Source organism: Anaerolineae bacterium (assembly GCA_013178165.1).
In the GTDB taxonomy this organism is placed as follows: Bacteria; Chloroflexota; Anaerolineae; order Aggregatilineales; family Ch27; genus Ch27.
The window spans coordinates 72838-86519 of sequence record JABLXG010000009.1; the positions used below are offsets into that span (position 1 = coordinate 72838).

The window sequence follows — 13682 nt, forward strand, 5'->3', positions numbered from 1 at the left end:
GTGTGTAACACTGTTCTGGTGTCATTATACCCGCAATGCAGAGACACTCAAGCCTCTAGCTTCAGAGAAAGGGGCTTTTGACACGGATCAGGCAAGCTGGTAGCATTTCTGGCTGCGAATACATAGCAAGGAACACCCGCCCATGCCTGAAGTTGCGGATAGTCGGCTGACTTCCAGTCGCAAAGCGGATCATATCCGGATCAACCTCGAGGAAAATGTGCAATTTCCGCGCCTTACGACTGGCCTTGAGCGGTATCGTTTTCTACATCAGGCTGTACCAGAGCTGAACCTGACTGAGATCGATTTGCACACAGAATTTCTGGGAAAGCGTCTGGCAGCCCCTATCTTGATTTCGTCTATGACCGGTGGTACCGAGGAAGCCCACCGGATTAACCGAAATCTGGCGCTTGCGGCTCAGCAAATGGGCATTGCGATGGGGCTGGGGTCTCAGCGGGCAGCAATTGAGAATCCGTCTTTAGCCTGGACGTTTCAGGTGCGGGATGTTGCGCCGGATATTCTGCTGTTTGCGAATCTGGGGGCTGTGCAACTTAACTATGGTTATGGTGTGGAGCATTGCCAGCGAGCCGTTGACATGGTTGGGGCTGATGCGCTTATCCTACACCTCAATGTGCTACAGGAAGCCGTTCAGCCGGAAGGTGACGGTAACTTTGCCGGTCTTCTAGACAGGATTGAGCAGGTGTGTCGCGTGCTGCCTGTGCCGGTTATTGCTAAAGAAGTTGGCTGGGGGCTTTCTGAGGAGGCGGCGCGTCGGCTGATTGACGCGGGTGTCCACATTTTGGACGTCGCCGGCTCAGGGGGTACTTCATGGAGTGAAGTCGAGTATCATCGGGCGCCTAATGCATTTTATGCACAGGTTGCTGCGTGTTTTGCTGACTGGGGTATTCCCACCGCTGATAGCCTGATCTACGTCCGGGGGGTGGCGCCTGCAATACCTTTAATCGCCAGCGGCGGGTTGCGGGATGGCGTTGACATTGCCAAGTGTCTGGCGCTTGGGGCTGACCTCGCCGGGTTGGCCGGCCCATTTCTGAAGGTGGCTGCTCAATCTGTTGAAGCTGTGCTGGAACTCATTGAACTGCTGGAGCGCCAGTTGCGTATCGCTATGCTGTGTGCTGGCGCTGGAGATATTGCATCGTTGAAGAAGGTATCTCTTGTGGTTCATTCCCCCTCCCCTCTGGAGGCGTGATGGAAGATCGCTGGAAAGAACTAGCTGTTTATCGGGACGCGCTCAACCGTGAGATGCGTTCACTTGTGGGTCGTTTTGCGCCCGGACCGGCTGAGCTTGACCGTATGCTGTGTTACCACCTGGGCTGGGTGGATGAAGATGGGCATGCGGTTGAAGTGTATCCTGGTAAGCAGGTTCGTCCATTGCTGGTGTTGTTGAGTGCAGAGAGCGCTGGTGGTAAGTGGGAGCAGGCGCTTCCCGCAGCGGCTGCTATCGAGTTGCTGCACAACTTCTCATTGATTCATGATGATATTGAGGATGGCAGCCCCCTGCGCCGTGGGCGTCCCTCGGTCTGGAAGTTATGGGGAGTTTCAAGCGCTATTAATGCTGGGGATGCCATGTTTGCTCTATCTTATGCGGCGCTCTGGAGCCTGGTGGAGAGGGGGGTTCCTGAGTACCGGGTGTTGCAGGCTATGTCGCTGTTTGCGCGAACGGGCCTCGAATTGACCCGTGGTCAGCATCTGGATATGGCTTTTGAGCGTGTATCAGTTGTTTCTGTTGATGAGTACCTGGCAATGATTGGCGCGAAATCTGCGGCGTTGATTGCCGCCAGTGCGGAGATGGGGGCGCTTGTCTCCGGTGCGCCAGATAAAGTGGTGCAGCGCTATCGCGAGTTTGGGTATGCGCTGGGGGTCGCGTTTCAGATTAGGGATGATATTCTTGGAATCTGGGGGGAACAGCGTGTGACTGGTAAGTCGACGGTGACAGATATTGTGTCTAAGAAGAAGACATTGCCAGTGCTCTTTGGGCTTGAGGTGAGTTCTGAGTTGCGTGAGATCTATGCACAACCAGGGCTGTCTGACATGGATGTGGCGCGGTGTGTGCAGATTCTGGGTGAGTGTGGTGCACGAGAGTATGCGGTGAAGCTTGAGGAGCAGTATTTGGAGCGTGTTGGTGAAGTTGTTGGTAGTTTGGGTGGTGGAGGGGTGTCTGATGTGTTGCTGTGGTTGGTGGAGGCTTTGTTGGGGCGTGGTTTTTGAGTTTGGGTATATGACTACACGAATTCCCTGAGTGCCAGGTTGGCAATCAATCGGGCTTGCGCGGTCAACACAACACGATCTTCCAGACACTGCAACAACCCCCTGGCTTCGAGTTTGGCCAGTTCATTTCCGTAGCATTCATCCAGCCGCTGACCAAAGCGCCTTTCGAAATCACGGCGAGACACTCCCTCTTTGACCAGGCGCAGGCCAAGGATCATTGTCTCAGCGCGCGCCTGCTGGGGAGTGATAGTCTCCACCTTTGCCAGATCTACAGCGGGTGATAGAGGGAATTGCTGGCTGCACTGCTCCATCGATAGGCAGTCAATCCGAGGATCGGACATCAAACGCACATACTCCGCTGGACGATCCACCGTGCCATACCGGACTGGTTCTACGAATCCATACCCCCCTGCCCCAACACCCAGGTATGGCAGTCGCCGCCAGTACTGAAGATTATGCTGGCAAACATATCCGGGTCTGGCCCAGTTGCTAATTTCATACTGGTCGAATCCTTCTTCGGCCAGGTAACCGGTAGCGTAATCATACATATCCGCGGCCAGATCATCGTCCAAAGCCACCAGCTTGCCAGTAGCCACCCGGCGATACAGGGGTGTACCAGGCTCAATTCCCAGACCATACAGTGACATATGTTCAGGAGCCAGCGCGACAGCCTGAGCCAGCGTTTCCCGCCAAGTAGCCAGAGTCTGCCCCGGAACCCCATAGATCAGATCAATGTTCACATTACTAAAACCCGCTGACCTGGCCGCTTGAACGGCCACGGCAACCTCTGCCCAGTCGTGGCGCCGGCCCAACAAGGCGAGTTCGCCCGCATGCGCCGACTGCGCTCCCAGGCTCAATCGCGTCACCCCCAACCGGCGTATTGCTGCCAGGTATGCCGCATCAAGCCCCCCTGGATTAGTCTCCAGTGTAATCTCAGCCGAATCCTGTACATGGAAAACCGCGCTAATGGTCTGAAGAATCTGTGCCAGCTGTTCGATCGAAAGCAGGCTTGGAGTCCCCCCACCAAAGTATACGGTGTCGAGTTTCAGTCTTCGACCAGCCGCCCTGCCAATCCAGTTAACCTCACGACACAACGCGCTCACATAGGCTGGAATCAGGCGACCCAGTCCAGCATATGTATTGAAGGCGCAGTACGAACAGCGCTTTTCACAGAACGGAATGTGGACATAAAGCGCCAGCCCCCCGTTGAGCAAAGTGGCGGAACTGCTGGCCATTGTGGCTACCTCGATGTCAATTGCAGGAACAATGCTAAATTACTATAATACACAAGACCTCATCAGCAATATTATCAAAAGATTCTTCCAGGATTTCGTCGAATGGTTGACACGCAGAAATTGAGCCGCATGCCAGACAATCCTCAGGGCAGTTCGCTGCAGCCGGGGGTGGTGCTCCAGAATCGCTGGCGAATCGTGGGAGTCCTCGGAGTCGGCGGCATGGCTTCCGTGTACAAGGCCCGCGATCTGCGCTTTCCGGATGTGGTGCGCCACGTCGCGGTCAAAGAAATGCTGAACCTGGCAACCGATCCCCAGATCAGAGAGCTTACGCTCCGCAACTTCGAACGGGAAGCTAATATCCTGGCCTCGCTGAGCCACCCGGCAATGCCAGAAATCTACGACTATTTTCCGGGGTCTAACCATGTATACCTGGTCATGGAATTCATCAATGGCAAAGATCTCGAGGCCATCCTCAACTCAGTACCGATGGAGAAGATTCCACCATCGACCATTCTCCAGTGGGCTATTGAGTTGTGCGATGTCATCGCTTATTTGCATGAGCACGAGCCAGAGCCAATTATCTTCCGCGATGTAAAGCCTTCTAATGTCATGATTGATCAGCATGGCAACGTGCGCTTGATTGACTTCGGCATTGCCAAGGTTTTCGAGTCCGGCCAGAAGGGTACCATGATCGGGACGGAGGGCTATTCAGCACCTGAACAGTATAAGGGCGAGGCAACGCCGGCCAGTGATATATACGCCATTGGCGCTACGCTCCACCACATTATTACACGCCGCGATCCCCGGCTTGAGCCACCCTTCAGCTTCGCAGAACGCCCCATCCGGAAATACAATGCCCAGATTTCGCCGGAATTCGAGCGGATCATCATGAAATCGCTGGCCTATGATGCTACCGAGCGCTTTGCGACCGCCCGTGAGATGAAAGAAGCGCTTGAGGCACTGGTCCATCCCGGACGTATCGAAGTAAGCTCCGGAGCGATCGGCGCTTCTGAAGATGGCTTTGTAGCCGGTGAAGGGTCATCCATAACGCCGATCTGGAGATTCCGCTGCGAGGATGAGATCCGCTCCTCGCCCGCGGTCTACAACGGGACGGTCTATGTAGGAGCTTACGATAACAACCTGTATGCCCTGCAGGCTACAGACGGCGCCTTCAGGTGGAAGTTCGCCACGGAGGGCGGCTTGGCAGCGTCGCCTGTTGTTGACCCCCAGAACCAGGTTGTCATCATTGGCTCAGAAGACTCGATTGTTTATGCCATCGAAATGCGCACCGGGCGTATCGTGTGGACTATTAAAACTGACAGGCCAGTGCGTTGTACGGCCCGCGTGGCGCATGGCCATGTCTTCTTTGGTAGTGATGATGGCAAACTGTACGCCGCCAAGGGCAATGGCCGCGTGTTGTGGAGGTTCGATGCCTCCGCCCCAATCCGCTCGCGCCCATATGTGACCGATGAATACATCATCTTCGGCTCTGAAGCTGGCGAAGTTGTTGGCCTCGATCTGAGCGGTGCTCCCAAATGGCGATTCAGGGCAAAACGCGGAGTGACATCCTCCCCGGCGGTATACGAGGGCGTAGCATATTTTGGGTCCAGTGATTGGCATATCTACGCGGTTGATATCCGGACCGGCTACAGCATCTGGCGCTTCCGAACCCAGAAACCAGTCTGGTCCAGCCCCACAGTTGACCCGGTGACCAAGACGGTCTTCGTAGGCTCGGTGGACGGCAACCTGTACGCCCTCGATATCGAAAGTGGCAAGGAACGCTGGCGCTTCACGACCGAAAACCAGATCACCTCATCTCCAGCAATAGCCAATGGCTCTGTCTACATCGGCAGTGTTGACCGCCACGTCTACTCGGTCAATGCCAAGACCGGAAAGCTGAACTGGAGCTTCTGCACGGAAGGCCCGGTAGCGTCCTCCCCTGAAGTGGTTGACAACGTTGTATATATCGGTTCCTCTGATCATTATGTCTATGCACTACCGGCCTAAAGGCCGGGGAGATACCAGGCACTATGAACATCATCCGTCGTCTGCTGGGCCACAAAGTTCCGCCATCATCCACATCTCAGGAGGCTCAACCTGAACTTGCCGAAGAGAGCGCCGAACCACAGACCATCAGCATCCCAGGCGTTGGTACCGAAATTACAGTGGAGACCCCGTCAGATACTGCGGCGCTTGGTGTCACCCGCCAGCTACCTAACCTGGAAACAGCGCTTTCCCGGCCAAACCAGCATATCGCGTACGGGCATGGCACCGATGTCGGCCAGGTCAGGACTAACAACCAGGACGCCATCCTGACCTTCTTCGCCTCGCAAGGCAATGCTGATAGCATCCCGGATTTCGGTCTGTTCATTGTTGCTGATGGCATGGGCGGGCATCACCACGGAGAAAAAGCAGCGACCATTGCGACCCAGATTCTGGCCGAACAGGTGACCCGGCAGATCTTTCTGCCAATGTTAACGCCGCGCTACGAGGAAATCTATTCCGGTCCGTCTTTCCTGACAGAAATCCTCACGAAAGCCGTTCGGGCTTCCAGTGACATTGTGTCAAAGCACGTACCGGAAGGTGGAACAACCGTCACTGCCGCTGTTGTCATTGGAGACCTCGTGCACATTGTGCATGTCGGTGACAGCCGTGCTTATCTGATCACGCGCGAGTACGGTATCGAACAAATCACCCGCGATCACTCCTTGGTGCAACGGCTGATTGAACTCGACCAGCTGACGCCGGAAGAAGCGGCGCTCCATCCGCAGAAAAACGTGCTCTATCGCGCAATTGGCCAGAGTGATAATCTGGAAGTTGACGCAGTCACGCGACGCCTTCCAGCTGATTCCTACTTGCTGTTGTGCAGTGACGGCCTGTGGAATACAGTCCCTGAAACAGTGGTTCACAGGATCATTCTGGACTCAGAAACGCCACAACACGCCTGCGATCGGCTGATTGCAACTGCAAATGAACACGGCGGCCCTGATAATATTTCTGTGATTTTGCTGCATGCCCCCGGTTAGCCTCCAGCAAGCACGTGGGGCATTGTCACCGTCATGGTAACGAGGCCAGATAGAAGCGGTTGCATCCATGAAAGCCATACGGGATTACTACGCAATCCTGGGAGTCACCCCAGACGCCGACATTGAAGCTATCCAGACTGCTTACCGGCATGCGGCGCAGCGCCTGCATCCTGACACCAACCCCAATCCCGCCGCAGCACTCCAGTTTCGGGATGTCGCTGAAGCTTACAAAGTGCTGGGTAACGAACAAAGCCGGGCCGAATACGATCGTGCCCTCAGGCAGCAGGGCGGCATCCCAACTTATTTCAGCACCTATGTCACACCCAGCCGGCGTGCCCTCAGGGTGCTGGATGAGCCACAGGTGCTCTATATCCTGGTAGAGATTGCTCCGAATCCACGTTACGCGCTTCGTGCAGAAGAGGGCGCGCCGCTCAACCTCGCTCTGGTAGTAGACCGAAGCACATCGATGAAAGGAACGCGCCTGGACAGAGTCAAACAGGCCGTCTACAGAATCATCGATACCATGCGCCCCGATGACATCCTGGCGTTGATCTCATTCAGCGACCGGGCTGAAGTTGTCTTTGAACCCACATCCGTTCAGGAAAAATCGGCATTAAAAGCGCTGGTTAGTATGATGCAGGCCAGTGGCGGCACCGAAATCTTCCAGGGTATGCAGGAAGGCGTTAGGCAGCTCCGCAGAGCCTTTGATCGCAAGCGTGTCAACCATCTCATTCTACTGACTGATGGGCAAACTTACGGCGATGAGGAAAAGTGCCTGCGCCTGGCGCACGAGATCAGCCTGGAGGGAATCTCGATCAGCGCCATGGGCATCGGCGAAGAATGGAACGACGCCTTTCTGGATGACCTGGCCTCCCGAACCGGTGGGACATCAACTTACATCAATTCGCCGGCTGTAATTGAACAGTTTCTGAATAAACAGGTTCGCAGCCTGGGAGATGCCTTTGTGGAAAGGCTGCAGCTTTCAGTTGCCCCGGACGCCGACATCGTGCTGGAAGACGCCTTCAAGATCACGCCCAGCGCTCAACCCCTGCCGGCCAAACTGCCCAGCATCCCTCTGGGAAGCCTGGAAAGTAACCAGTCTATTCACGTGATTCTTCAGTTGCAGGTCCCCCCTCTCAGCGAAGAAGGTTTTCGAACTGTTCTACGCCTTGACGTAACCGGCGACGTGCTTTCCGCCGATGAAGTCGGATACAAAGTAGTCAGCGACCTGTCCGTTGAAGTTGCGCAGACAGCAGAACAGGAAAGTCCGCCAGTAGCTATTATGGAAGCGCTGGGCAAATTGACACTTTACCGTATGCAGGCGAAGGCACAGGAAGCTATCCTACGGGGTGACATCTTTCAGGCTACGCGCCAACTGGAGAATCTGGCCACGCGCCTTTTCGAGAACGGCCAGGAAGCGCTGGCCCACGCGGCGCTGGCCGAAGCCCGCCGGGTAGCCAGGACAACTATGTTATCCGAAGAAGGTCAAAAGAAACTGAAATACGGCACCAGGGCACTGCTGTTGCCCGCGCCTGGCATGGACATACCAGAACAACCATCTTCACAAGAGTAAAGCTATCCAGACATCCGTAAGGAAGCACAAATGCAGAATTGCCCGTACTGTGGACACGATAACCGCGAAGGCACACTCTTCTGTGAGGAGTGTGGGCAAACCCTTTTCGGCGAAGCCGGAAGCGCCAGAACCACTCGCCAGCTTCAGAATGTGCCTGATGAACTCGGTATGAAGGCCACCTGGGGCACGGCCCGTTTTAGCCGCGACGCCTCGATCATCATCCACATTCGTGATGCAGCCGAACCGCTTGTCCTGCAGCCCCAACAGGAGACGATCCTTGGCCGACTCGATCCAACCGGTCAGAGTCGACCTGACCTGGACCTGACCCCCTTTGGCGCTCTGGAAAAAGGCATCTCGCGGCACCATGCGGCCATACGGCGCGGGGAGGATACCCTCACCCTGGTTGATCTGGGCAGTGTCAACGGCACTTACCTCAACGGACAGCGGCTGACTCCTGAGCAGCCCAGGGTGCTGCGCGATGGCGACGAGATCCGGCTTGGTCAACTCGTTCTGCATATCTATTTCAAGTAATTTGAGGGGATCCGAAAGGCTGCTCAGGGGAGGCGCCACACCATGACCATCTCACTGCTATTGCACGTTGCCGGAGAAGAACCCATCGTTGTCGATGTTGAAGAGTTACCGGACCCCAAGGATCAATTCATTTTTGGCAGCAATCCGCGCTACCGTGACGGCAAAGAAGTTCGCAACCTCTTGCCAGAGGTCAATCAGGTAATCTTCCCATGGTGGCGCATCAATTTCATTGAGATCCTGCCCGGCAAAGAAGATGAAGAGATCTACGGCTTCTACCGCGAATAGACGGAAAAGAGTAACAAAACCATGACCGCCAAACCGCCCCGCCCTGCGCCGCGTGATGCCAAGCGCATACTGGTTGTTGACGACGAAGCCCGAATGATTGGCTTCATCCGTATGAACCTCGAACTGGAGGGCTTCCAGGTGCTAGAAGCCTCTAATGGCCTTGAGGCGCTTGAGATCATCCGTACCAGTCTGCCCGATCTCGTCATTCTGGATGTCATGATGCCAGAACTTGATGGGTTCGAGACACTGCGGATTCTGCGCGAATTCTCGAACATCCCGGTGATCATGCTGACAGCCAAAGGCGAGGAAGATGATCGGGTATATGGTCTTGAACTCGGCGCGGACGATTACATTGCCAAGCCTTTTAGCCCCAGGGAGCTTTCCAGCCGTGTTCGGGCTGTCCTGCGCCGCGTTGAAACGCCTGCCAGTTCGCCTGAGAAAGCGGTCCTCAAGATCGATGATCGGCTGAGCATTGATTTCAATACGCGAGAGGTGATTGTTGCTGGCCAGCGTATTAAGCTCAGACCAACAGAATACCGCCTGCTTTATCACCTGGTGGAAAACGCCGGTTGGACAGTCACCCATGAGCAGCTTCTGGCTAAAGTCTGGGGCTACGAATACCGCGACGAAGCACACTATGTGCGGCTGTATGTCAACTATCTGCGGGAGAAGATTGAAGAAGACCCCTCCAACCCCAAATACATTCTCACTGAGCGCGGGGTAGGTTATCGATTCGTGGATTTCCGCAGTGGGCGCGATGAAGCAGCCTCGCCTGGAAAGGACGCTGATTAGTCTGGTTTGCGAGGTATCCCTATTCCCTCAGTCAGAGCACTTCTTCGGCAAGGAGAAACCCGTGTCCGGCGCCTACAAGATCGTTGTTACCGGCCCGTTTAATTCCGGCAAGACTGCGTTCGTAAAGACCATCTCCGATATCGATGTGGTGACGACTGAGCGACGCCTTACGTCAACAGAGCGCGGAGTCAAGGCACTGACCACCGTTGCCATGGATTACGGGCGCGTGGTGCTGGATGGCAAGACCTTGCACCTGTACGGCACACCCGGTCAGGCGCGATTTGACTTCATGTGGGAAATACTGGCCAGGGAAATGCACGGGTTCATTGTGCTCATCGACAGTACCGATCCAGCATCTTTCCCTGCCGCCGGGGAACTGATCAGCATCTTTTCCGCGTTCCACAGTGTGCCCTACCTGCTTGTGGCTAACAAGACCGATCTGCGTGACACACTGCCGCTGGCGCAAATCCGGCGCGATGCTGATATCAGCCAGACCACCACTGTAATACCCTGTATTGCTATCCAGAAAGCCAGTGTGCGCCAGGTGCTGCGGCATCTCATCGCTCTCATTGACCGCGCCCAGTAACGCACTAGCCAGCCCCGCCCTACTCATCCCCGTCGCTGTTCCACGCAACTCTAGGCCGTGGGTTGCGTATTGCTAGATGGAACACGCAGTGCGGTCACAGGTGAAACACGAGGAGCAACAGGATGGTGAATCTTCGACGCTGGAATCCCCGCCGGGAGCTTGGCAATCTCCGTGAAAGTATGGGTCGGTTCCTGGAAGAAGGATTTACCTCAGTAAGCGGCGGCATGCTTCCCGTTGACATCTACGAAACAGAAGAAGCTGTAGTTGTCGAAGCCGGCCCCTTGCACGGAATACACGCTGACGATATTGAGGTCTCGTTTACCGGCAATGTGCTAACGATTCGGGGCGAGACACGCGAAACTGCCGAGCAGGAACAGCCAGCAGTTACCTATCTTCGCCGGGAGCGCCGGCATGGCCGGTTTAGCCGTACTGTCACCATTCCCCGGCCAGTCAAAGCAGAAGAGGCCGTAGCCAGCTTGAAGGATGGCATTCTGACCATTACCATCCCCAAGAGCGATGAGGCTCGCCCGCACGTCATCAGTATCGAATCCGCCGAGGGCTAGGCGCAGTCAGTCCTCATCAGGAGCAAGCCGGTTGCTACGCAGCGCGCTCAGCGCATACCGGGCTGAGACGCGCTGCGGTTCCGTCCACCCTGCTTCATGAGCCATACGATGCAGGTGCCGCCAGATATGCATGCGGTCCTCTCGCTCCAGAGCGCGCCAGACTTGCACAATGAGCGCGGTATTGCGACTGAGAATCCCTGCCCACAGGTCTTCCAGATCGAGAGGCTCGCCGTGACTGTCCGGCATATGCTAATCTCCTTCACGCCAGTGCAGCGGGCATAGGCCGAGGTCTACCTCTGTGCTCTCTGATACTCAAGCGCAGCACCAACGAAAGCCTTGAACAACGGATGTGGCGCATTCGGTCGGCTGCCAAATTCAGGGTGAAACTGGCTGCCAACCATAAAAGGATGATCGGCCAGTTCAGCGATTTCGACCAGCCGGTGATCCGGGCTTAGACCGCTGAAGCGCATCCCACCCTGGATGAAGGCCTCGCGATAGGCATTATTGAACTCAAAGCGATGTCGGTGCCGCTCCTCGATTAGACTCTTGCCATAGGCCCGCTGGGCGATCGTTCCTTCGACCAGCTCGCACGGGTACAGCCCCAGCCGCATCGTTCCGCCCAGGTCCTCGATAGAGCGCTGGTCAGGCATTAGATCGATTACTGGCGTCGAAGTACCGGTCTCAAACTCGGTACTATGGGCGTCTTCGTACCCAAGTACCGCCCGCGCAAACTCAATACACATCACCTGCATACCCAGGCACAACCCCAGGTAAGGCACCTTGTGTTCCCTGGCCCACCGCGCAGCCATGATCTTGCCTTCAATCCCGCGTTCGCCAAACCCTCCAGGCACGACAATCCCATCCGCCTTTTCCAGTAAATCGAACCCCTTGCCTTTCTCCAGATCGCCCGCAGATATCCAGTCAATCTCCAGTGACCGGCCATGGGCAATAGCCGCATGGTAAAGCGCTTCCTTCACACTGATGTATGCGTCACGAAGCTCAACATACTTGCCCACCAAAGCGATCCGAACAGTCCCCTCTGGGTTTCGCATCCGCTTGATCAGACGGCGCCACTCGCTCAGATCAACCGGTTGAGCATCCAGCTTAAGCTGGCGAACCACATAATCGCCTAGACCAGCGTCCTCCAGAAGCAAAGGGACTTCGTACAACAAATCCGCAGTCTGGAGAGGGATGACGGCATTCGGCTCAACGTCGCAGAACAGCGCCACCTTGTCGGTGACCTCTTTGCTCACCGGGTAGTCAGTACGTGTGATGATCACATCTGGTTGAATACCGATGCTGCGCAGTTCGCGAACACTGTGCTGGGTGGGTTTGGTCTTTAGCTCCCTGGTAGCGCCGATATACGGCAGAAACGTGACATGCACATACAAAACGTTGTCACGTCCAACGTCCATGCGCATCTGCCGCAGCGCCTCCAGAAACGGCAACCCTTCAATATCGCCAACTGTGCCGCCGACTTCAACCAGCAACACATCGGCATTGCTTTCAGTAGCCATCCGGATAATCCGCCGTTTAATCTCGTTGGTGATGTGCGGAATTACCTGAATAGTTCCACCAAGGAAATCGCCATGCCGCTCCCGGTTAATTACCTCAGCATAGATCTGCCCTGCGGTGACATTGGAGTGACGACTGACATTCTCGTCAATGAAACGCTCGTAATGCCCCAGGTCCAGATCAGTCTCAGCCCCGTCAGCGGTGACAAACACTTCCCCATGCTGGTAAGGACTCATCGTACCGGGATCGACATTCAGATAAGGGTCTAGCTTCTGGATGGCGACCTTCACCCCCCGCGCCTTAAGAATTCGGCCAAGTGCAGCTGCCGTCACGCCTTTGCCAACCGAGCTTACTACGCCACCCGTGAAAAAGATGAAACGCGTCATAATGCGTCCAGCTCCCCGAAAACTTAGACCAGTTCGAACTACAAAGAAACGGGGAGGTCAGCTTTACCAGCCGCTCCCCGCTCAAGTTGGCTATGGATGTAACCCGCCACAAGGTCCCCAAAAACATTCCCATCAGTACTGCCAGCCTAGACCAGATTCTCCAGATCATCCGCAGCTCGTTTCATATCCAGGAAAATCAGCCCCAGCCGGGCATTCTGCCGAATCAAAGAGGTCAGTACCGCCTCTTCACCAACCGCCATCAAAATCACATATCCACTATCGCCCCGAATATAGACCTGCTCTAGGTCTCCCCGCCCCAGTTCGCCGGCAATGCGTTCGCCAAGCGAAATCATCGCTGCCGACATCGCGGACACCCGATCTTCCTCAATGCCCTGCGGCAAGGAAGAAGCCATGATCAGACCGTCTACGCTTACCACAGCTGATGCTTCAATATCAGGCGTACTGGCCTGCAATTCGCGCAGGCGATCCACCATCAATTCGGTCCGCGACTTGGCCATAGATCCTGCTCCTCCGCCTCATCCACACAAAACGTCCGGGGGCGATAAGCCTCCAGGCAACGTGATCTCAATCCGTAACGCGACAAGAATCCTCAGGCGAATACAGGGCGAATATAGAGTCTCAGCATAAAAACGCCTGCATGATAGCATACTGCCCTGACCTCGTCAACTAAGCGCATTCTCTCAAGGCAAATGCGACTCAGCGAAACGAGCGGGCGTGAGCATGCCGAGTGAGAGATGGGGGCGCCGGTGGTGATAGTAGTTGAGAAAAGCATCGGCATACTGCTGGGCCAGCTCCAATTCATCGCCCCGGAACTTGAGAGCGCCAAACTCCTCACGGCGCAGCGTGCCGTTGAAGGCTTCAATGAAAGCCTGTTCGTTCTTCTTGTAAGCCCGCGCGATACGATGCTGATCCGCCCAGCGATGCATGCCCTCAGCGCACTCGGCTT

15 protein-coding genes are annotated in these 13682 nt (G+C 55.7%); 10 read left to right on the forward strand and 5 right to left on the reverse strand.

The genetic code is table 11. The features are described 5' to 3' along the window. The first annotated feature begins 142 nt into the window (after positions 1–142). Both HPY64_08705 and HPY64_08710 read left to right on the forward strand, forming a co-directional pair. A complete protein-coding gene (locus HPY64_08705) occupies positions 143–1204 on the forward strand; it encodes a type 2 isopentenyl-diphosphate Delta-isomerase (GenBank protein NPV67209.1) in 1062 nt (353 codons plus the stop codon). Beyond that, on the forward strand, positions 1204–2223 hold the full coding sequence (locus HPY64_08710) for a polyprenyl synthetase family protein (protein NPV67210.1): 1020 nt from the start codon (positions 1204–1206) through the stop codon (positions 2221–2223). The genes HPY64_08705 and HPY64_08710 overlap by 1 nt, the downstream gene beginning before the upstream one ends. Before the next feature lie 14 nt (positions 2224–2237). On the opposite strand, the gene hemW is transcribed toward HPY64_08710, so the two are convergent. Further along, positions 2238–3458, reverse strand: a complete 1221-nt coding sequence (gene hemW, locus HPY64_08715) for a radical SAM family heme chaperone HemW (protein NPV67211.1) — start codon at positions 3456–3458, stop codon at positions 2238–2240. A gap of 102 nt (positions 3459–3560) precedes the next feature. On the opposite strand from hemW, the gene HPY64_08720 reads away from it, so the two are divergent. The 8 genes from HPY64_08720 to HPY64_08755 all read left to right on the forward strand — a co-directional run bounded on the left by HPY64_08720 (position 3561) and on the right by HPY64_08755 (position 10814). Further along, entirely contained in the window at positions 3561–5465 is a 1905-nt protein-coding gene (locus HPY64_08720; protein NPV67212.1) for a serine/threonine-protein kinase, read from the forward strand. A gap of 23 nt (positions 5466–5488) precedes the next feature. Beyond that, entirely contained in the window at positions 5489–6484 is a 996-nt protein-coding gene (locus tag HPY64_08725; protein ID NPV67213.1) for a serine/threonine-protein phosphatase, read from the forward strand. Between the two features lie 67 nt (positions 6485–6551). Continuing rightward, the gene (locus HPY64_08730; protein NPV67214.1) at positions 6552–8057 is read left to right on the forward strand and encodes a VWA domain-containing protein; all 1506 of its coding nucleotides are present in this window, start codon (positions 6552–6554) and stop codon (positions 8055–8057) included. Positions 8058–8225: 168 nt separating this feature from the next. Next, complete coding sequence (locus HPY64_08735; protein NPV67215.1) at positions 8226–8588, forward strand: FHA domain-containing protein; 363 nt, start codon at positions 8226–8228, stop codon at positions 8586–8588. 42 nt (positions 8589–8630) lie between these two features. Then, complete coding sequence (locus HPY64_08740) at positions 8631–8873, forward strand: hypothetical protein (GenBank protein NPV67216.1); 243 nt, start codon at positions 8631–8633, stop codon at positions 8871–8873. Between the two features lie 21 nt (positions 8874–8894). Continuing rightward, complete coding sequence (locus tag HPY64_08745; GenBank protein NPV67217.1) at positions 8895–9665, forward strand: response regulator transcription factor; 771 nt, start codon at positions 8895–8897, stop codon at positions 9663–9665. Next, positions 9631–10251: a GTP-binding protein gene (locus tag HPY64_08750; protein ID NPV67218.1), complete on the forward strand. Its 621-nt coding sequence runs from the start codon at positions 9631–9633 to the stop codon at positions 10249–10251. Before HPY64_08745 ends, HPY64_08750 begins: the two co-directional genes overlap by 35 nt. 122 nt (positions 10252–10373) lie before the next feature. Continuing rightward, entirely contained in the window at positions 10374–10814 is a 441-nt protein-coding gene (locus tag HPY64_08755) for an Hsp20/alpha crystallin family protein (GenBank protein ID NPV67219.1), read from the forward strand. A gap of 6 nt (positions 10815–10820) precedes the next feature. On the opposite strand, the gene HPY64_08760 is transcribed toward HPY64_08755, so the two are convergent. The 4 genes from HPY64_08760 to HPY64_08775 all read right to left on the reverse strand — a co-directional run. After that, positions 10821–11060, reverse strand: a complete 240-nt coding sequence (locus tag HPY64_08760; GenBank protein NPV67220.1) for a hypothetical protein — start codon at positions 11058–11060, stop codon at positions 10821–10823. A gap of 44 nt (positions 11061–11104) precedes the next feature. Then, positions 11105–12715, reverse strand: a complete 1611-nt coding sequence (locus HPY64_08765; protein NPV67221.1) for a CTP synthase — start codon at positions 12713–12715, stop codon at positions 11105–11107. A 146-nt stretch (positions 12716–12861) separates the two neighbouring features. Beyond that, positions 12862–13233 carry a hypothetical protein gene (locus HPY64_08770; protein NPV67222.1) on the reverse strand — a complete coding sequence of 124 codons (372 nt, stop codon included), beginning with the start codon at positions 13231–13233 and terminating at the stop codon, positions 12862–12864. Between the two features lie 183 nt (positions 13234–13416). Further along, positions 13417–13682, reverse strand: a 266-nt coding sequence (locus HPY64_08775; protein NPV67223.1) for a transposase, incomplete at its 5' end; no start/stop codon positions are given.

Excerpts from the sequence above, each read along its gene's own strand:
- HPY64_08705 (NPV67209.1), top strand. The coding sequence starts at position 143 with ATGCCTGAAGTTGCGGATAGTCGGCTGACTTCCAGTCGCAAAGCGGAT.
- HPY64_08710 (NPV67210.1), top strand. The coding sequence starts at position 1,204 with ATGGAAGATCGCTGGAAAGAACTAGCTGTTTATCGGGACGCGCTCAAC.
- hemW (NPV67211.1), bottom strand. The coding sequence starts at position 3,458 with ATGGCCAGCAGTTCCGCCACTTTGCTCAACGGGGGGCTGGCGCTTTAT.
- HPY64_08720 (NPV67212.1), top strand. The coding sequence starts at position 3,561 with ATGGTTGACACGCAGAAATTGAGCCGCATGCCAGACAATCCTCAGGGC.
- HPY64_08725 (NPV67213.1), top strand. The coding sequence starts at position 5,489 with ATGAACATCATCCGTCGTCTGCTGGGCCACAAAGTTCCGCCATCATCC.
- HPY64_08730 (NPV67214.1), top strand. The coding sequence starts at position 6,552 with ATGAAAGCCATACGGGATTACTACGCAATCCTGGGAGTCACCCCAGAC.
- HPY64_08735 (NPV67215.1), top strand. The coding sequence starts at position 8,226 with ATGAAGGCCACCTGGGGCACGGCCCGTTTTAGCCGCGACGCCTCGATC.
- HPY64_08740 (NPV67216.1), top strand. The coding sequence starts at position 8,631 with ATGACCATCTCACTGCTATTGCACGTTGCCGGAGAAGAACCCATCGTT.
- HPY64_08745 (NPV67217.1), top strand. The coding sequence starts at position 8,895 with ATGACCGCCAAACCGCCCCGCCCTGCGCCGCGTGATGCCAAGCGCATA.
- HPY64_08750 (NPV67218.1), top strand. The coding sequence starts at position 9,631 with ATGAAGCAGCCTCGCCTGGAAAGGACGCTGATTAGTCTGGTTTGCGAG.
- HPY64_08755 (NPV67219.1), top strand. The coding sequence starts at position 10,374 with ATGGTGAATCTTCGACGCTGGAATCCCCGCCGGGAGCTTGGCAATCTC.
- HPY64_08760 (NPV67220.1), bottom strand. The coding sequence starts at position 11,060 with ATGCCGGACAGTCACGGCGAGCCTCTCGATCTGGAAGACCTGTGGGCA.
- HPY64_08765 (NPV67221.1), bottom strand. The coding sequence starts at position 12,715 with ATGACGCGTTTCATCTTTTTCACGGGTGGCGTAGTAAGCTCGGTTGGC.
- HPY64_08770 (NPV67222.1), bottom strand. The coding sequence starts at position 13,233 with ATGGCCAAGTCGCGGACCGAATTGATGGTGGATCGCCTGCGCGAATTG.